The organism is Streptomyces sp. NPDC054842, assembly GCF_053611025.1.
In genome coordinates this window covers 58,195-75,122 of the sequence record NZ_JBSGZN010000022.1, presented here as the reverse complement: position 1 = coordinate 75,122, position 16,928 = coordinate 58,195, and the positions used below count along the sequence as shown (strand labels likewise).

Below are 16,928 nucleotides of genomic sequence, written 5' to 3'. Positions count from 1 at the left end.
GGGCGGGCTTGGCTTTCGGCTCGGCCGCCGTGGGGTGGTCGTTTGCGGCTTGCCCGCCGTGGGGGCTTGTCGCGCCGTTCCCCGCGCCCCTGAAACGCCCAACCGCCGCACGACCGCCGGGCCCGTCCGCGACCCTCCCGCCGCGGGGGCTCGTCGCGCCGTTCCCCGCGCCCCTGAAACGCCTACCCGCCGTACGACCGCCGGGCCCGTCTGCGACCCTCCCCGCCGTGGAGGCTCGTCGCGCCGTTCCCCGCGCCCCTGACACGCCCACCCGCCGTACGACCGCCGGGCCCGTCTGCGACCCTCCCCGCCGTGGAGGCTTGTCGCGCCCGTGACACGACCGGACGGATCGAGGGGGAGTGTGGGCGCGCTCTCGGCTACAGGAGGGCCTTCAGGTGGTCCGCCAGGAGGTCCCAGCGCCATTTTTCTTCGATCCATGCGCGGCCCCGCTCACCCATCCGGTGGCGGAGTTCCGCGTCGCCCAGGAGGGTGACGATGCGGTCGGCGGTCTCCTCCGGGGCGTCGCCGCGGACGACCCAGCCGGTCTCGCCGTCCAGTACGGCGTCGGGCGCGCCGCCCGAGTCCCCGGCGACCACGGGAAGGCCCGTCGCGGACGCCTCCAGGTAGACGATCCCGAGCCCCTCGACGTCGAGCCCGCCCCGGCGCGTACGGCACGGCATGGCGAAGACGTCACCGGCGCCGTAGTGCGCGGGCAGCTCCGACCAGGGCACCGCGCCGGTGAAGCGGACGGAGCCGGCGACACCGGTGGCGTGGGCGAGCCGGCGCAGGTCCTTCTCGTACGGTCCGCCGCCGACGACGAGCAGCACCGTCTCCGGCTCAGCCGCCAGGATGCGGGGCAGGGCGCGGATCAGGGTGTCCTGGCCCTTGCGCGGTACGAGCCGCGAGACGCAGACGACGACCGGCCGGTCGGTGAGGCCGAGCCGGGCGCGGACCGCGTCGCCGCCCGAGCCGGGGTGGAAGGTCTTCTCGTCGACACCGGGCGGCAGTTGGACCATGCGGGAGGCGGCCTCGGGCGTCAGCGCGGAGGCGATCCGCGAGCGCGTGTACTCCCCGAGGTAGGTGATGGTGTCCGTGGACTCGCCGATCCGGCGCAGGAGTTGCCGGGCCGCGGGCAGCTGGGCCCAGCCCGCCTCGTGGCCGTGGGTGGTCGCCACGAGCCGCCGGGCGCCCGCCTTGCGCAGCGCCGGTGCCATCAGTCCGAGCGGTGCCGCGGCGCCGAACCAGACCGACGTGCAGCCGTGTTCGCGCAGCAGGCCCGCCGCCCGCCGGGTCACCGCGGGCGTCGGCAGCAGCATCGTCGTGCGGTCCCGTACGACGGTGAAGGGCTGCTCGGCGTCGAAGGCGGCGGTCGCCTCGGCACCCTCGTGACCGCGCTTCCAGGTGGACGCGTAGACCACCAGCCGCCCGGGGTCCAGCCGCAGCGCCATGTTGTGCAGGAACGCCTGGATGCCGCCGGGGCGGGGCGGGAAGTCGTTGGTCACGATCAGCGTCTTGTCCATCGCGCCCGACCCTACCCAACCGCTCTCCCGGCCGTACCGACAGCTCCGTACGGCCGTGTTTGACGGCCCTCGCACAGCGCCGCGGGCCATCATGACTGCGCGTACGCACGATCCGGACGAACGGGGGCCAGGTGGGCATGACGGGCACGCGGGGCGAGAGGTTCCCGTACGCGCCGCTCGGGGTCTGGGCGCTGACCAGGGCGGTGCTGCTGCTGTTCGTGTTCCGGGTGTTCGTCTTCCCGGGGCCCGACGTGACGAGCGACGTGTCCGTGATCTACCAGGGCTGGTACGAGGTGCTGCGCACCGGCACCTTCCCGCTCGACGACGTCACGTGGCAGTACCCGCCCGCCGCGGCGCTCCCGGTCCTCTCCCCCGCCCTGCTGCCCTTCCTCGACTACGCGTCGGCGTTCTTCGTGCTGGCGCTCCTCGCCGACCTGCTGGTGTTCGCGCTGCTCGGGTACGCGGGGCGGCGTCCCGGGAAGTCCCCGCGCGGGGCCTGGGTGTGGGTGGTGGGCGTCGCGCTGCTCGGCCCGACCGTGTACGCCCGCTACGACGTGATGGTGACGGCGGTCGCCGTGGCCGCGCTGCTCGCGGGGGTCCGCCACCCGCGGGCGATGGGGGCACTGGCCGGGTTCGGGGCGCTGCTGAAGGTGTGGCCGGCGCTGGTGCTGGCGGGGGCCGCGAAGGGCAGTGCCCGGCGGGCCTGGGGCACGGCGGCGGTGACCGCCGGCGGGCTCGCCCTGCTCTTCGGGACCGGGATGCCGGGCGCGTTCTCCTTCCTCGCCTACCAGCGCGGCCGCGGCACGGAGGTGGAGTCGCTGGGCTCGCTGGTCTTCCATGTCGCCCGGCACTTCGGCTGGGAGGGCGAGGTGCTGCTGAACTACGGCTCGGTGGAGTTCCTCGGCCCGCACGTCGGCCTGGTGAGCGGGGCGGCGCTCCTGCTCACCGCGGTCGCGTTCGGCTGGATGCTGCTGTGGCGGCTGTGCGCGAGGCGCTTCCTGGCGCACACGCTCGCCGAGGCCGCGTTCGTCGCCGGGCTGATGTTCACGGTCACCAGCCGGGTGATCAGCCCGCAGTACATGGTGTGGCTGGTGGGGCTGGCGGCGGTCTGCCTGTGCTTCCGCGGCACCCGGATGACCCGGCCGGCCCTGCTGGTCCTGGCGGCGGCCCTGGCGACCGTCCTGGAGTTCCCGGTGTTCTTCTCGCACGTGGTGGCGAGCGACGCCCTCGGTGTAACGCTCCTGCTGGCTCGCAACGGCCTCCTGGTCGCCGCCGTCCTCCTCGCCGCCCGCGAGCTGTGGCGGGGCACGGTCTCCCAGCCGGCCCCGACGGTCCCCCCGCAGGCCACCCGCAGCAAGGCGTCCCTCGCCTCGTCCTGACGTCGCCCGGCGCCGGGGCGGACACGGCCTACGGAGCGGCCCGCGGGCCGAGCTGCGCGCGCAGGTAGTCCCGCCACTGGCCGGTGAACTCCTCCGGCGACGTGTGCAGGACGTCCCGCAGCGCGGCCTCGACGGCCCCGGCGCGCTGCCGGTGCTCGCCGACGGCGCGGTAGAACTCGTTCAGCCGGACCTCGCCCCAGCGGTCGGCGATCAGCCGGCAGGCCAGCCAGCCGCCCTCGTAGGCCCGCGCGAGCCGCGCCGCGTCGCCGGTGAAGCCGAAGTCCGCGTCCTCGGGCAGGCCGGCGGGCAGCCGCCCGTCCACCACGGCGCGCTCCAGCTCCGGGGCGACCTCGGTGGCGGCCCGCCCGCTGCCCAGGTAGCCCGCCCAGTCGGCGTAGCCCTCCGACAGCCACAGGGGCGTGGCCGCGGTGGTGTGGGCGCGGGTGGCGACGTGGGTGGTCTCGTGGGTGAGCACGACCTGCCGGCCGAGGGCGCCGAGGACGCCGTACGCCTCGGGGTTGACGATGATCCGGTCCGCGGGCGCGCTCGCCGAGCCGCCCGCCTCGCCGGTGGTGACGGCCGCGATCCCCCGGTACCCGGAGGCCGCCGCGCCGAGCAGCTGGGCCATGCCGTCCAGCGACTTCGGTACGAGCACGACGACGTGCCCCGACCAGTCCGTGCCCCACGTCCGCGACACCGCGGGGACCGCGCGGTCCGCGAGCCGCGCGTACCCGCGCAGGGTCTCGGCCGACTGCCCGACGCCGAGGACGAGGCTGTGCTCGCCGCGTACGGTGCGCACGGGCCCCTGCTCCCAGAGCTGTTCGGCGGCCTTCACGGCGGGCCGGTCGGAGACGACGTGCCAGCGGCCGTCGCCGCGGGCCAGGCGCAGGGTGCGGGCCGCGGTCAGCGGCGCCCGGTCGTAGCCCTCGATGCGGTAGCTGAGGTCGGCGTCGGCGGTGGCCGTGTCGCCGGTGCGGTGGAAGCCGGTCAGCCGGTACGACCAGGCGGCCAGCGGTACCTCGCGCAGGTTTCCGAGGGCGGTGGTCCCGGCGGCCCCGGTCCCGGTGGCGCGGTAGGCCGCCGCGTCCCGGTGCAGGACGGCCGCCGCCCGCCGGTCGAGCACGCGCTGCACGGCGTCGGCCGCGGTGTCGCGCGCGGGCCGGCCCGCGCAGCCGACCAGGGACACGAGGAGCAGCACACAGCTCGCCACCGCCCCCGACACCCGCCCACGACCAGCCACGTTCCCGATCGTACGGCGGGCCGGCCGGGGCGTCCGCCCGCTGTCCGGGAACCCGTCCGGAACCGGACCCCCGCACCGGGCCGTCCGGTCAGACCCGGGTCACCGAGGACACCGGCATCATGCCCACCGGGTCGTAGCGGACCGGCGCGCCCGGGTAGGGGGCGTGGATCACCTGGCCGTTGCCCATGTACATCCCGATGTGGCTCGCGTCGGAGCGGTAGGTGACCAGGTCGCCTGGCTGCGCCTGGGAGAGCGGCACCTGGCGTCCGGCGTACCGCTGGGCCTGCGAGGTGCGCGGCAGCCCGACACCGGCCTGGGCGTACGACCACTGCATCAGGCCCGAACAGTCGAAGCCGCCGGGGCCGTTGGCGCCCCACACGTACGGGCGTCCGAGGGCCGAGCGCGCGGCGGCGACGGCGGCGGCGGCCCGGCCCGAGGCGGGCGCCGCGCCGGGGTCGGGCACGCCCGCGCGTCCGGAGCGGGAGGCCCGGTCGTAGGCGGCGCGCTCCGCGTACGGCAGCGAGTTGAGCAACTCCCGCGCCTTGCCCAGCTTCTGCTCGACGGTCTTCTTGTGCCGGGCGACGGCGGCGCGGCTGCGTTCCAGTTCGGCGAGCTTGTCGCTCGCCTCGTCGCGCCGCTGGGCGAGGTCGCGCATGGCCGTCTGCAGTTCCTTGAGTTCGCCCGCCTGGTGCACGCCGATCCGGTCGAGCACGGCGGCCTTGTCGAGGTAGTCGTCCGGGTCGTCGGAGAACAGCAGGGCGAGCGAGGGGTCCAGCCCGCCGGAGCGGTACTGGGCTCCGGCCAGCGAACCGAGCGCGTCCCGCATGGTGTTGACGCGCTCCTGCCGGCGGGCGATCTCGTCCTGGGCCGTGGACACCTGCTCGCGCAGGGCGTCCGCCCGCTCGTCGGCCTTGTTGTACGCCTCGGTGGCCTGTTCGGCCTGCTCGTAGAGGCGGTCCACGGTGGACCGGGTGTCCTCCTCGGGCTCGGCGAGGGCCGGTACGGCCCCGAGGGCGGCGGCCGCGGCGGACAGGACGCAGACGGCGGCGGCGGCCGCGCCCCGGTCGAACCCGGATGGTGCAAGGCGACGATGGGACCCCACGGGTAGCCGCTCTCCCTCCGCTGACGGACCCCCGGTGTTGGGGGAAACGCGCCAGACAGTAGCCGTGCGACTACGCGACGGCCAAAGACCCCGGCGGGCACACAACGTGACGCCCCGCCTCAGACGCAGGTCATCAGCGGGGCGCGGGGTCAGCGGGAGCCGCGTCAATTCGCCCGTTTGGGCGGTACGGCGGCGGCCGTGGGAGGGTGGCCCGCCGGGGCGGGCCGCACGGAGGATGTCAGACGCGGACGCCGAACTGGAAGGGCATGTTGCCGATCGACTCGTAGCGCACGACGGTTCCGGTGCGCGGCGCGTGGATCACCTGGCCGTTGCCGGCGTAGAGGCCCACGTGGTGCTGGTCGCCGTAGAAGATGACCAGGTCGCCGATCTGCAGGTCGCTCTGGGAGTAGATGCGGGTGCCGGCGTTGGCCTGCTGCTGCGAGGTACGGGGTATGCCGACACCGGCCTGGGCGTAGGCCCACGAGGTGAGGCCCGAACAGTCGAAGGAGCTGGGGCCGGTCGCGCCGTAGACGTACGGCGAGCCGAGCTTGGTCTGGGCGGCGGCGAAGGCCGCTCCGGCCCGGCCGGAGGCGGGCTTGGCGCCGGAGTCGAGGGCGCTGCGCTCGCTGGCGCGGGTGGCGCGTGCCTGCTCCGCGTCGAGGGCCGCCTTCTCCTTGGCCGTCAGGGTGTTGAGGAGCTTCTGCGCCTCGGCGAGCTTGCCCTGGACTTCCTTCTTCTTCTTGCCGAGCTCGGTGCGGGTGTCCGCGAGGTCCTTGAGCTTGGCGGAGGCTTCCTGGCGCTGCTGGGAGAGCGAGCGCTGCTTCTCCTGGATCTTCTTCAGCGCCTCGACCTGCTGGCCGCTCAACTGGTCGAGCGTGGACGCCTTGTCGAGGTAGTCGTCCGGGTCCGAGGAGAGGAAGAGCTGGACGGAGGGGTCGATGCCACCGGAGCGGTACTGGGCGGTGGCCAGCGAACCGAGGCCGTCGCGCAGGTCGTTGAGCTCTTCCTGGCCGCGGGCGACGTTGTCCTGCAGGGTGCCGATCTGCTTCTCGAGCTTGTCCTGCTTCTCCTTGGCCCCGTTGTACTTCTCGGTGGCCTTCTCGGCGTCTTCGTAGAGCTTGTCGACCTTGGACTTGACCTCGTCCTTGCTCGGCTTCTCGCTCGGCGCGGCGTTGGCGGCCTGCGAGCTGAGGGCGACTGCGGCGGCAGCAGCGGTGGTGAGCACGGTCACACGGGTGCGGCTCGGCTGCTTGGGTCGACGGTGGGACGCCACGAAGGCGAGCTCCTTCTTCCTCCAGCCGCCTGCCGATGCGCCGACGGGCGGTGTCCCTCCACCGTCACTCCCAATGAGTGATCACCCGAGCGGAGGTTCGAGGCCTGACCCTAGTGACCTCCTTGTGATCAGTTCAAATCCTCGCAGGAAAAATCTCGGTCACCGAGTGCATTCTTTACCGGCAACTCACGTGCAGTGATGCGCGTTTGACGCTACGTTGCGTGAAGGTTTCGCCAATTCGGGCATCAGGCCCAGACGTTACGCATGGTGCGTACGTTTCCTATGGGCCGGTAAGCACGGAAAGGCGCCTCGGCGGACCCGGCGTCGTAAAGCGGTGTATTCGGCTCCGCCTCAGCCGCGCGAGAAGCGCTTGAGGAGCACCACCGAGGCGACCGGCCGCGCACCCGCCTTGGCGATCCCGTCGGCCACCTCGCGGTCGGTCGACACGACGATCACGGGCCGCCCCGGGGGCTCGGCGCGCACCAGCTGGCGGATCAGCTCGTCCGCCGTCACCCCGGGCTTGGAGAACAGCACCCGCACCCCGCGCGGCGGAGCGAGCAGCACCGGCGCGGCCAGCTCGGCCCCGTCGAAGACACAGGTGACCTCGGCACCGGTCTGCGCGGCGAGTTGCGAGAGCTGGCCGAGGAGCCGCAGCCGCTGCTTCTCCAGCGGCATCTGCGGATAGCCGGTCTTGGTGACGTTGTACCCGTCGACGACCAGATGGGCCTGGGGCAGCGCGAGCAGCTGGTCGATGATCGCCGGGTCGTTCTCGGACAGGGCGCGGGCGGCGATGTCCTTCGGCGTCATCCGTCCGGGCTCGACGGCGTCCACGGTCTCGGCGGGACGCTGGGACACCGGGGGCAGGGCGAGTTCGCGCCGCAGCCCCTGCGCCGCGTCCAGGACCGTGTCGAGCAGCAGCCGCACCCGCATGTCCTCGACGCTGCGTCCCTCGCGCGCGGCCCTGCGGGTGGCCTCCAGGGCCGCCTCGGCCTCACCGAGGCGCGCCTTGAGCCGCCGGCTCTCGCTCTCGGCGGCGGACAGCTGTGCCTGCCCCTCGGCGCGCGCGGTCTCCATCTCGTTCTGGATCTTGCGGAGGGCGGCCTCGCCCCGCTTGACGTCACTGAGGGCGCTGCGCAGCTTGCGGTGAAGCGATTCGGCTTCCTTGCGGGCCGACTCCAGCTCCGTGCGCAGCCGTTCGGTCTCGGCCCTGGTCTGGCCGCGGGCCGCCGCGAGTTCCTCGCGCAGCCGCTCCAGCTCGGCCCGGTTCTCCTCATCGGCGCGCTCGGCGTCCGCCCGCAGGGCCTCCTCGCCCGCGGCGGTGACGAGCTTCACCCAGCCCGTGGGGCGCAACACGTAGGCCGCGGCCGCCACGTCCAGCGGGTCCGCGGCCGGAGGCGGTGAACCCGCGTCCAGGGCACCGGTGAGCTCCGGCTGGGCCTCTCTCAGCTTCTCGGCGATGCGCTGCCGGAACAGCGGGTCCGTCTCCAGTGCCGCGGCCATGGCGTTGCCCGCGAACTTCGCCCGCCGGTTGGGGGCGAAGCGCGCGTACTGCCTCAGCTGCGGGGGCAGTTCGGCCACGGTGAGGCCGCCGAAGCCGTCGGAGACGATCTGCACGACCCGGCGCCGCACGCCGTCGGGCAGCGGGCGGTCGAGCACCTCGGCGGTGCCGTCGTCCGGCTCCCCGCCCGTGGTCTCCACCATCCGTCACACCCCAATTTCTCGCGGGGCCCTCCCCCACTCTCGGCTTCGCTCGAGCGGGGGGACCCCCATCGTCAGGAGCCGGCGCCCGGCCTGTCCACCAGTTCCACCTGATCCACCGCGTTGCACCAGCGGCAGCGGACCGAGTCGATGGTCTCACTGACCACCTCGCGCTCCTCGACCTTCGGCTCACCGGCCAGGTCGAGGTGCACGTACTCGACGACCTTCGACGAGCGGGTCACGTCGAAACGCGTGAGGTTGCCGCAGAGCATGCAGCGCCACCGGGTCTCGGCGGTCGGCAGGGGAACCGTCATCGTGGCTGTTCGCTTTCCCTCTAGTGTCCGTGATGCGCCAGCTTCCCTGGTGCGTGTGGCTCGTACCCTACGGCCTGGCGGGTCCTCGACGCTCGGCCGTCCATGCGGCGAGGCGGTCTGTGCGCTTCGGTCCGGTTACGTCATGCTCTGTCGCATGATCGGAAAGTGGAGCGCGGTGATCGGCCGGACGGACCGGGGACAGTCCGCGCCGGTGACGTACGGACTGATCGGTGTCTGCTGCCTGATCTTCGTGATCGGCCCGGCGGCGGGACTGAACCCGGTGTACGGCACCGGCGACGAGCTGTTCGCCGCCCAGCAGGCGTACTTCCGCCGCTGGGGCGTGATCCCCGCCGAACTCCTCGACGGGCGGCCGCGCGCCCTGCTCACTCCCGCGACGGCGCTGTTCATCCACGGCAGCTGGCTCCACCTCCTGGGCAACATGCTCTTCCTCTACGTCTTCGGGGCGATGGCGGAGGAGCGCATGGGCCGCGCCGGGTTCGCCCTCTTCTACCTGGGCTGCGGGTACCTGGCCCTGCTCGGCTACGCGATCGCCAACGCCGGGTCCACGCAGACCCTGGTCGGCGCCTCGGGAGCGATCTCCGCGGTCCTCGGAGCGTTCCTGTACCTGTTCCCCGGCGCCCGGGTGACCAGTCTCTTCCCGTTCCTCTTCTTCCTGCCGCTGCGCTTCCCGGCCTGGGTGGTCCTGCCCTTCTGGGCGGTCCTCCAGTGGCTCGCGGCGGGCCGCGACGACCAGGGGCCCGGGGTCGCCTACCTCGCCCACCTGCTGGGCTTCACCGCCGGGTTCCTCTGCGCCTGGGTGCGCTTCGGCCGTGCGACTAGAGTGAAAACCCCAGTGACGGCCCCCGAGGGAGAGAACCAGCCGTGATCACCGCGATCGTGCTCATCAAGACCAGCGTGGACCGGATCCCCGAGATCGCGGAGTCGATCGCGGCCCTCGACAGCGTCAGCGAGGTCTTCTCCGTCACCGGCACCTACGACCTGATCGCCATGGTCCGCGTGCAGGCCCACGACGACCTGGCGGACGTCATCCCGGGCCGGATCAGCAAGATCCCCGGCGTCGAGGGCACCGACACCCACGTCGCGTTCCGCACGTACTCCCAGCACGACCTGGAGGCGGCGTTCGCGATCGGTCTCGACTCCTGACCTGCCGGGACCTCACCGCGTCCGCCGCCTCCGGGCGCTGAGCCGTACCTCCGGCCTCAGACCGCCGGCACGCACCGCCCGTCCTGGGTGCGGTACTGCCACCGAGCGCCGTCCCGCACCAGCTCCTTCACGGCGCGGACGAAGCGCTCCACGTGCTCGTCCGGGGTGCCGGCGCCGAAGCTGACGCGGATCGCGTTCAGGGACTTCTCGCCGGGCGCGGCCTCGGGGGCGCCGCACTCCCCCTGGCTCTGCGGGTCGCTGCCGAGCAGGGTGCGCACCAGCGGGTGGGCGCAGAACAGGCCGTCGCGCACGCCGATGCCGTACTCCGCGGACAGGGCCGCCGCGAAGTGCGAGCTGTTCCAGCCGTCGACGACGAACGAGATGACGCCGACCCGCGGGGCGTCGTCCCCGAACAGCGACAGGACCCGCACCTCGGGCACCTCCGCGAGGCCCGCGCGGACGGTGTCGATCAGGTACCGCTCGCGGGCGACCAGGGTGTCGAAGCCGGCCTCGGTGAGCGCCTTGCAGGCCGACGCGATGGAGTACACGCCGATCACGTTCGGGGAGCCGGCCTCGTGGCGGGCGGCGCTGTCGTGCCACTCGACGTCGACCCCGCCGTCCGCGCGCCGCGACACCTTGCGGCTGGCGCCGCCGCCCGCGAGGTAGGGCTCGGCCTCGGTCAGCCAGTCGGCGCGGCCGGCGAGGACGCCGGAGCCGAAGGGCGCGTACAGCTTGTGCCCGGAGAAGGCGACCCAGTCGACGTCCAGGTCCCGGACCGACACCGGGTGGTGCGGGGCGAGCTGGGCGGCGTCCAGGACGATGCGGGCGCCGTGCGCGTGGGCGGCGGCGGCGAGTTCGCGCACCGGCCACAGCTCACCGGTGACGTTGGAGGCGCCGGTGACGCACACCAGGGCGGGGCCGTACGGGTCGCGGGCGGCCAGCGCGCGCTCCAGGGTGGCGACGGCCTCGCCGGGGGTGCGCGGGGCGTTCAGGTACGTCACGCGGGCGTCGCGCCAGGGCAGCAGCGAGGCGTGGTGCTCGGTCTCGAAGACGAAGACCTGGCAGTCGGCCGGCAGGGCCCCGGCGAGCAGGTTGAGGGAGTCGGTGGTGGAGCGGGTGAAGACGACCTGGTCGCCGGCGCGGCAGTCGAGGAACTCGGCGACGGTCACGCGGGCGCTCTCGAAGAGGTCGGTGGAGAGCTGGGAGAGGTAACCGGCGCCCCGGTGGACGCTGCCGTAGTAGGGGGCGTACGCGGCGACGTCGTCCCAGACGCGCTGGAGGGCCGGGGCGCTGGCGGCGTAGTCCAGCGCGGCGTAGGTGACCTCGCCGCCCGTGACGAGGGGGACGGTGACATCCCTGCCCAGAACGGGCAGCGGGGCACAAACGGAACGGTCGGCGGCAGCGGTGGGGACGGACATGGCGAACTCCTGTGAGTGGCAGGCGAGATCGCTGTGCGGACAGCCCGCGCAGAGGGGCGTCGACGGCACAGGAAGGGAAGAAGGGTGTGCGGAGGCGGGGCTCTACGCCCTACCGCATTCGCTTGCTCACAGAAGGCTCCCTCGAACGACCAGGACCCCTGGCGGTGCTCACTCGGAAGAGTGCGAGGGGTCCGCGCTTGCCGTAGACCTCGCTGCCTACGGCCTGGTCTTCACCCGGGGCACCCCGCCACGGACGGAGGGTTGCCGGACAGCCGGCCGGGGCCTGATGGCTGTCGCTCATGACCTGGTACAGCATCTTGCCAGATGATCGCGGACGCGCAAGGCGCGGTCCAGAATCCGGACCGCGCCTTGCGTGCTGCCGTGTGCCGTTCAGGCGTTGCTGGCCGCGACCCACCGGTCGAGGGTCCGCTTCGCGGCCCCGGAGTCGATGGCCTCGGCGGCCCGATCCATGCCCGCGCGGATCCGGTCCGCGAGGGGCCCGCTCTCCGGCTCCAGGGCGACCAGGGCCGCCGCTGCGTTCAGCAGCACCGCGTCCCGTACGGGCCCGGTCTCGCCGTTCAGCAGCCGCCGGGCGACGTCCGCGTTGTACGAGGCGTCGGCGCCCCGCAGCGCCTCGACCGGGACCAGCTCGATGCCGACGTCACGCGGGTCGAAGCCGTCCTCGTGGACCTTCTCGTCGCGGACGACCCACACCCGGGACGTGGCCGTGGTGGTCAGCTCGTCGAGGCCGTCGTCGCCGCGGAACACCAGCGAGGAGTTGCCGCGTTCGGCGAAGACACCGGCGACGATGGGCGCCATCCGAAGGTCGGCCACCCCGACCGCCTGGGCCTTGACCCGGGCCGGGTTGGTCAGCGGGCCCAGGAAGTTGAAGGTGGTGCGGATGCCCAATTGACCGCGGGCGGCGGCCACATGACGCAGCGCGGGGTGGAACTTCACCGCGAAGCAGAAGGTGATCCCGGCCTCCTCCGCCACCTCCGCGACCCGCTTGGGCGTCAGCTCCAGATTCACGCCCAGCTTCTCCAGGACGTCGGAGGCGCCGGACGCGCTCGACGCGGCCCGGTTGCCGTGCTTGACCACCTTGGCGCCCGTGCCGGCCACGACGATCGCCGACATGGTGGAGATGTTGACGGTCTTCGCGCCGTCGCCGCCCGTGCCGACGATGTCGACGGTCTCCCCGGGCACCTCGATCACGTTGGCGTGCTCGTACATCGCGCGGACCAGGCCGGAGATCTCCTCGACGGTCTCGCCCTTGGCCCGCAGCGCCACCGCGAACCCGGCGATCTGCGCGTCCGTCGCCTCACCGCGCATGATGCGGTCCATCGCCCAGGCCGTCTCGTCCGCGCTCTGGTCGCGCCCGTCCAGCAGGCCGTTCAGCACCTGGGGCCAGGAACGGCCCGCCGCGATGTCGCCTCCAGCGGGGGTCACAGCACTCATATGCCGCTCCTGGGTTCGTAGACGAGGACGAGAGCCCGCGCACGACCGGTGACGGGCAGGGTCCACCCTATCCACGCCCGGGGACGGCAAAGAGCCCCGTCCATGCAATGGACGGGGCTCCAGCCGTGGCGACCGGTCGGGACCGGGGCGGACGATCAGTGGTGGCCGTGGCCGCTCGTGATCTCCTTGTACTCGTCGACCGTGGGCTTGGGGATCTGGCCCTCGTCCCCGTAGTACGCGTTGCTGAGCTTCGCGCGCAGCTTCTGGGTGCCCTTGACCTTGCGCTCGACACCGTTCTCGTCGACCGCGGGGCCGATCTCGGCGGGCTGGTACTGCTCGTGCGCGGTGAGCGTGTGCAGCGCCTCCTGGCTGAGCGGCTCGTGCACCTCGACGAACTCACCGTGCGGCAGGCGCTTGATGATGCCCGACTCGCGGCCGTGCAGCACCTTGTCGCGGTCCCGGCGCTGGAGGCCGAGGCAGATCCGCTTGGTCACGATGAACGCGATCACCGGCGCCACGAAGAACGCGATGCGGACGAACCAGGTGATGGCGTTGATCGACATGTGGAAGTGGGTGGCGAAGAGGTCGTTGCCACCACCGATCAGCATGACGACGTACCAGGTGATCCAGGCGACGCCCACGGCCGTACGGGTCGGCGCGTTGCGCGGGCGGTCCAGGATGTGGTGCTCGCGCTTGTCGCCGGTGACCCAGGACTCGATGAACGGGTAGACCGCGATCACGACGAGCACCAGCGGGAAGATCATCAGCGGGACGAAGACACCCAGGACGAGGGTGTGGCCCCACAGGTTGATCTCCCAGCCCGGCATGGTGCGGATCAGGCCCTCGGAGAAGCCCATGTACCAGTCCGGCTGGGCGCCGGTCGACACCTGGTCCGGCCGGTAGGGGCCGAGCGTCCAGATCGGGTTGATCGAGGCGATGGCCGCGATGATCGCGATGACGCCGAAGACCAGGAAGAAGAAGCCGCCCGCCTTGGCCATGTAGACCGGCAGGAGGGGCATGCCCACGACGTTCTTCTCGGTCTTGCCCGGGCCCGCCCACTGGGTGTGCTTGTGGTAGAAGACCAGGATCAGGTGCGCCACGACCAGGCCGAGCATGATGCCCGGCAGCAGCAGGACGTGGACCGAGTAGAACCGCGCGACGAAGTCGCCGCCCGGGAACTCGCCGCCGAAGAGGAAGAACGACAGGTACGTGCCGACGATCGGCACGGACAGGACCGCGCCCTCCATGAAGCGGACACCGGTGCCGGAGAGCAGGTCGTCCGGGAGCGAGTAGCCGGTGAAACCGGTGAACATGCCCAGGACGAACAGCAGGAAGCCGAACAGCCAGTTGACCTCACGCGGCTTGCGGAACGCGCCCGTGAAGAACACACGCATCATGTGGACGAACATGCCGGCCAGGAAGACCAGCGCCGACCAGTGGTGGATCTGCCGGATGAGCAGACCGCCGCGCACCTCGAACGAGATGTGCATGGTCGAGTTGAACGCCTCCGACATCAGCTGTCCCTGGAGCGGGACGTAGCTGCCGTCGTACACGACCTCGTTCATCGAGGGGTGGAAGAACAGCGTCAGGTACACACCCGTGAGGATGATGATGATGAAGCTGTAGAGGCAGATCTCGCCCAGCATGAAGGACCAGTGGTCCGGGAAGATCTTGCGCATGTTGGACTTGGCGAGGGAGTAGATCCCCAGCCTGCCGTCCGCCCAGTCCGCCACCCGCTCACCGGCGGGCGCCTTCTCGCGCGAACGCGTCTCGTTGTGTGCAGTGCTCATCCGCGCTCCCAGAAAGCAGGACCGACGGGCTCTTCGAAGTCGCCGAGCGCCTGAAGGTAGCCCTCATCGTTCACACCGATGCGCAGCTGCGGCAGCGGGTGACCGGCCGGGCCGAAGATCACTCGGGCACCGTCGGAGAGGTCGAAGGTGGACTGGTGGCACGGGCACAGGACGTGGTGTGTCTGCTGCTCGTACAGGGAGATCGGGCAGCCCACGTGGGTGCAGATCTTCGAGTACGCCACGATGCCCTCGTGCGACCACTCGAGCTCGCGCTTGTCCTTGATGTTGTCCGGCTGGAGCCGGACGATCATCAGGGCCGCCTTGGCGATCTCGGTCTGGAACTCCTCGTCGTGCTCCTCCAGGCCCTCGGGCTTGACGAAGGTGAGCGAACCGACGGCGACGTCCGAGGGACGCAGCGGCTCGTTCGTGTTCATGTTGACGAGCAGCTTGCCCTTGGACCACAGGGTGTGACGCAGCTTGTCCTCGGGCAGCGGCCCCAGGTCGCGCAGCAGGATGACGCCGGACAGCGGCACCAGGGTCAGCGCCCCGAACATGGTGTTGCGGATCAGCTTGCGACGGCCGAGCTCGGACTCCTTGGCACCCTGCCGGAAGTCGGCCATGACCTTGGCGCGCACCTCGGGCGGCGCCTCGATCGGGTGACGGTCGTCGGCGATCTCCACGTCGGACATCAGCGTGCGGGCCCAGTGGACCGCGCCCGCGCCGATGGCGAAGAGCGCGATGCCGAGCGTGGTGCCCAGCGCGAAGTTGAGTGCGCTGATGTGCCCGAGCGGCCAGATGAAGACCGACTTGTCGGCCGGGATCGTCACGAACGAGGCGATGAAGCCGATCGTGGCCAGCATCGACAGCGTGAACAGCATGGCGACCACGCGCTCGGAGCGCTTGGCGGCCTGCTCGTCGATGTCCTGGACGCGGTGCTCGTGGGGCGGCAGCCCGGGGTCCGCGAACGGGTTCTGCTCGTCCGCGATGCCGACCGCAGCGTGGTGCTCGTCGGTGGCCCGCTCAGCAGGCAGGTTCTCTTCTGGAATGTCTTGGCTACTCATGACTTCTTGGCCTTTGCGGTCCGAGCGGCGACCCAGACGGCGACGGCGATGAGCGCGCCGAGTCCGAAGATCCAGCCGAACAGGCCTTCACTGACCGGCCCGAGGCCGCCCAGGTCAAGGCCGCCGGGGCTCTCGGTGTCGTCTCCGTTGACCGCGTGGAGGTACGCGATGATGTCCTTCTTGTTCTTCTCCGACATCGTGGTGTCGGGGAAGGACGGCATGTTCTGCGGGCCGGTCTGCATGGCCTCGTAGATGTGCTTCGGGTCCACGTCTTCCAGGCTCGGCGCGTACTTGCCCTCGGAGAGCGCACCACCCTTGCCGACGAAGTTGTGGCACTGCGCGCAGTTGGTGCGGAAGAGCTCGCCGCCCTTGGCGATGTCCGCACCCTCGGGGCTGTACTGGTTCTTCGTGGGCACCGAGGGACCGGCACCGAGCGAGGCGATGAACGCCGCGAGCTGGTCGATCTCGGCCTGCGAGTAGATGTTCTTCTTCTTGGGGATCTGAGCACCGGGCTGCTGGGCCGGCATCCGGCCCGTAGCGACCTGGAAGTCGACGGCGGCAGCGCCCACGCCGACCAGCGAGGGACCATCGGTGGTGCCCTCACCGCCGGTGCCGTGGCAGCTGGCGCAGCCCACGGAGTACAGCTTCTTGCCCTCGTCGATGGCGAGGGACTGGGCGGTTTCGTCGGCCTGCGCCTTGCCCGCGGGTGCGAACGCGGCGTACAGCCCCCCGGTGGCCGCCAGCGCGAGGAGTAGGACGACGACCGCCGCCAGCGGATGGCGTCGTCGTGCGGAGAGCTTTTTCACGGATTACCCCGGTGTCAGGATCTTCTGCGTCGATGCTTCGGGAATGGATCGGACCGCCTGTGCGGCGCGCCGACTACTTGATCATGTAGATCGTGGCGAAGAGGCCGATCCAGACGACATCGACGAAGTGCCAGTAGTAGGACACGACAATGGCGGCGGTTGCCTGCTCGTGAGTGAACCTTCTGGCCGCGTAGGTGCGGCCGAGGACCAGCAGGAAGGCGATGAGACCGCCTGTCACGTGCAGGCCGTGGAAGCCGGTGGTCAGGTAGAACACCGAGCCGTACGGGTCGGAGGAGAGCGAGAGCCCGTCCTTCTTGACCAGCTCCGTGTACTCGAAGACCTGACCGCCGATGAAGATCGCACCCATGATGAAGGTGACGATGAACCACATCCGGAGCTTCTTCACGTCCCCGCGCTCGGCGGCGAAGACGCCGAGCTGGCAGGTCAGGGAGGAGAGCACCAGGATCGTGGTGTTCGTCGCCGAGAACGGGAAGTTCAGGCTTGACGCCATTTCCTTCCAGTGATCCGGCCCGGTCACCGATCGCAGGGTGAAGTACATCGCGAAGAGGGCCGCGAAGAACATCAGCTCGGAACTCAGCCAGATGATGGTTCCGACGCTGGTGAGGTTCGGCCGATTGACCGACGGGTGCGCGTGCCCGGTTTCTACTGTCGTTGCTGTCGCCACGACCGACATTATGTCGGTCGCTT

General features: G+C 71.4%; 15 protein-coding genes and 1 riboswitch. Of the genes, 3 read left to right on the top strand and 12 right to left on the bottom strand.

Going from position 1 to position 16,928, the window contains the following annotated elements; all coding sequences use genetic code 11:
- Positions 1-377: 377 nt before the first annotated feature.
- A complete protein-coding gene (locus ACWGIS_RS18985) occupies positions 378-1,520 on the bottom strand; it encodes a glycosyltransferase family 4 protein (protein WP_453363581.1) in 1,143 nt (380 codons plus the stop codon).
- Positions 1,521-1,657: 137 nt separating this feature from the next.
- Here ACWGIS_RS18985 and ACWGIS_RS18980 point away from each other — a divergent pair, with 137 nt between their 5' ends.
- The gene (locus ACWGIS_RS18980; protein ID WP_453363580.1) at positions 1,658-2,899 is read left to right on the top strand and encodes a glycosyltransferase 87 family protein; all 1,242 of its coding nucleotides are present in this window, start codon (positions 1,658-1,660) and stop codon (positions 2,897-2,899) included.
- Positions 2,900-2,927: 28 nt separating this feature from the next.
- Here the strand turns inward: ACWGIS_RS18980 and ACWGIS_RS18975 are convergent, their stop codons facing one another.
- The 5 genes from ACWGIS_RS18975 to ACWGIS_RS18955 form a co-directional block, all read right to left on the bottom strand.
- Entirely contained in the window at positions 2,928-4,139 is a 1,212-nt protein-coding gene (locus ACWGIS_RS18975; protein ID WP_453363579.1) for a hypothetical protein, read from the bottom strand.
- An 88-nt stretch (positions 4,140-4,227) separates the two neighbouring features.
- Complete coding sequence (locus tag ACWGIS_RS18970) at positions 4,228-5,241, bottom strand: NlpC/P60 family protein (protein WP_453363578.1); 1,014 nt, start codon at positions 5,239-5,241, stop codon at positions 4,228-4,230.
- Positions 5,242-5,479: 238 nt separating this feature from the next.
- Positions 5,480-6,514: an NlpC/P60 family protein gene (locus ACWGIS_RS18965; RefSeq protein ID WP_453363577.1), complete on the bottom strand. Its 1,035-nt coding sequence runs from the start codon at positions 6,512-6,514 to the stop codon at positions 5,480-5,482.
- 351 nt (positions 6,515-6,865) lie between these two features.
- Entirely contained in the window at positions 6,866-8,215 is a 1,350-nt protein-coding gene (locus ACWGIS_RS18960; protein WP_453363576.1) for an NYN domain-containing protein, read from the bottom strand.
- Positions 8,216-8,286: 71 nt separating this feature from the next.
- Positions 8,287-8,526, bottom strand: coding sequence for a hypothetical protein (locus ACWGIS_RS18955; RefSeq protein ID WP_355781480.1), 240 nt, complete (start codon positions 8,524-8,526; stop codon positions 8,287-8,289).
- 154 nt (positions 8,527-8,680) lie between these two features.
- Here ACWGIS_RS18955 and ACWGIS_RS18950 point away from each other — a divergent pair, with 154 nt between their 5' ends.
- Both ACWGIS_RS18950 and ACWGIS_RS18945 read left to right on the top strand, forming a co-directional pair.
- A complete protein-coding gene (locus tag ACWGIS_RS18950) occupies positions 8,681-9,412 on the top strand; it encodes a rhomboid family intramembrane serine protease (RefSeq protein ID WP_453363575.1) in 732 nt (243 codons plus the stop codon).
- The gene (locus ACWGIS_RS18945) at positions 9,409-9,690 is read left to right on the top strand and encodes an Lrp/AsnC family transcriptional regulator (protein ID WP_355781475.1); all 282 of its coding nucleotides are present in this window, start codon (positions 9,409-9,411) and stop codon (positions 9,688-9,690) included. Before ACWGIS_RS18950 ends, ACWGIS_RS18945 begins: the two co-directional genes overlap by 4 nt.
- A gap of 56 nt (positions 9,691-9,746) precedes the next feature.
- Here the strand turns inward: ACWGIS_RS18945 and ACWGIS_RS18940 are convergent, their stop codons facing one another.
- From ACWGIS_RS18940 to ctaE, 6 genes are all read right to left on the bottom strand, one after another.
- Positions 9,747-11,108 carry an aminotransferase class V-fold PLP-dependent enzyme gene (locus ACWGIS_RS18940; protein WP_453363574.1) on the bottom strand — a complete coding sequence of 454 codons (1,362 nt, stop codon included), beginning with the start codon at positions 11,106-11,108 and terminating at the stop codon, positions 9,747-9,749.
- A gap of 188 nt (positions 11,109-11,296) precedes the next feature.
- Positions 11,297-11,413, bottom strand: a riboswitch (SAM riboswitch).
- Positions 11,414-11,498: 85 nt separating this feature from the next.
- The gene (gene trpD / locus ACWGIS_RS18935) at positions 11,499-12,563 is read right to left on the bottom strand and encodes an anthranilate phosphoribosyltransferase (RefSeq protein WP_453363573.1); all 1,065 of its coding nucleotides are present in this window, start codon (positions 12,561-12,563) and stop codon (positions 11,499-11,501) included.
- A 155-nt stretch (positions 12,564-12,718) separates the two neighbouring features.
- Positions 12,719-14,353: a cytochrome bc1 complex cytochrome b subunit gene (gene qcrB, locus ACWGIS_RS18930; RefSeq protein ID WP_453363572.1), complete on the bottom strand. Its 1,635-nt coding sequence runs from the start codon at positions 14,351-14,353 to the stop codon at positions 12,719-12,721.
- Complete coding sequence (gene qcrA / locus ACWGIS_RS18925) at positions 14,350-15,414, bottom strand: cytochrome bc1 complex Rieske iron-sulfur subunit (RefSeq protein WP_453363571.1); 1,065 nt, start codon at positions 15,412-15,414, stop codon at positions 14,350-14,352. The genes qcrB and qcrA overlap by 4 nt, the downstream gene beginning before the upstream one ends.
- Positions 15,411-16,220: a cytochrome bc1 complex diheme cytochrome c subunit gene (gene qcrC, locus ACWGIS_RS18920; protein ID WP_453363570.1), complete on the bottom strand. Its 810-nt coding sequence runs from the start codon at positions 16,218-16,220 to the stop codon at positions 15,411-15,413. The genes qcrA and qcrC overlap by 4 nt, the downstream gene beginning before the upstream one ends.
- Positions 16,221-16,293: 73 nt before the next feature.
- On the bottom strand, positions 16,294-16,914 hold the full coding sequence (ctaE, locus tag ACWGIS_RS18915; protein ID WP_355781457.1) for an aa3-type cytochrome oxidase subunit III: 621 nt from the start codon (positions 16,912-16,914) through the stop codon (positions 16,294-16,296).
- Positions 16,915-16,928 lie beyond the last annotated feature (14 nt).

What these genes read in the sequence shown, in the direction of transcription:
- ACWGIS_RS18985 (WP_453363581.1), bottom strand. Translation starts at nt 1,520, where the DNA reads ATGGACAAGACGCTGATCGTGACCAACGACTTCCCGCCCCGCCCCGGC.
- ACWGIS_RS18980 (WP_453363580.1), top strand. Translation starts at nt 1,658, where the DNA reads ATGACGGGCACGCGGGGCGAGAGGTTCCCGTACGCGCCGCTCGGGGTC.
- ACWGIS_RS18960 (WP_453363576.1), bottom strand. Translation starts at nt 8,215, where the DNA reads ATGGTGGAGACCACGGGCGGGGAGCCGGACGACGGCACCGCCGAGGTG.
- ACWGIS_RS18955 (WP_355781480.1), bottom strand. Translation starts at nt 8,526, where the DNA reads ATGACGGTTCCCCTGCCGACCGCCGAGACCCGGTGGCGCTGCATGCTC.
- ACWGIS_RS18950 (WP_453363575.1), top strand. Translation starts at nt 8,681, where the DNA reads ATGATCGGAAAGTGGAGCGCGGTGATCGGCCGGACGGACCGGGGACAG.
- ACWGIS_RS18940 (WP_453363574.1), bottom strand. Translation starts at nt 11,108, where the DNA reads ATGTCCGTCCCCACCGCTGCCGCCGACCGTTCCGTTTGTGCCCCGCTG.
- trpD (WP_453363573.1), bottom strand. Translation starts at nt 12,563, where the DNA reads ATGAGTGCTGTGACCCCCGCTGGAGGCGACATCGCGGCGGGCCGTTCC.
- qcrB (WP_453363572.1), bottom strand. Translation starts at nt 14,353, where the DNA reads ATGAGCACTGCACACAACGAGACGCGTTCGCGCGAGAAGGCGCCCGCC.
- qcrA (WP_453363571.1), bottom strand. Translation starts at nt 15,414, where the DNA reads ATGAGTAGCCAAGACATTCCAGAAGAGAACCTGCCTGCTGAGCGGGCC.
- ctaE (WP_355781457.1), bottom strand. Translation starts at nt 16,914, where the DNA reads ATGTCGGTCGTGGCGACAGCAACGACAGTAGAAACCGGGCACGCGCAC.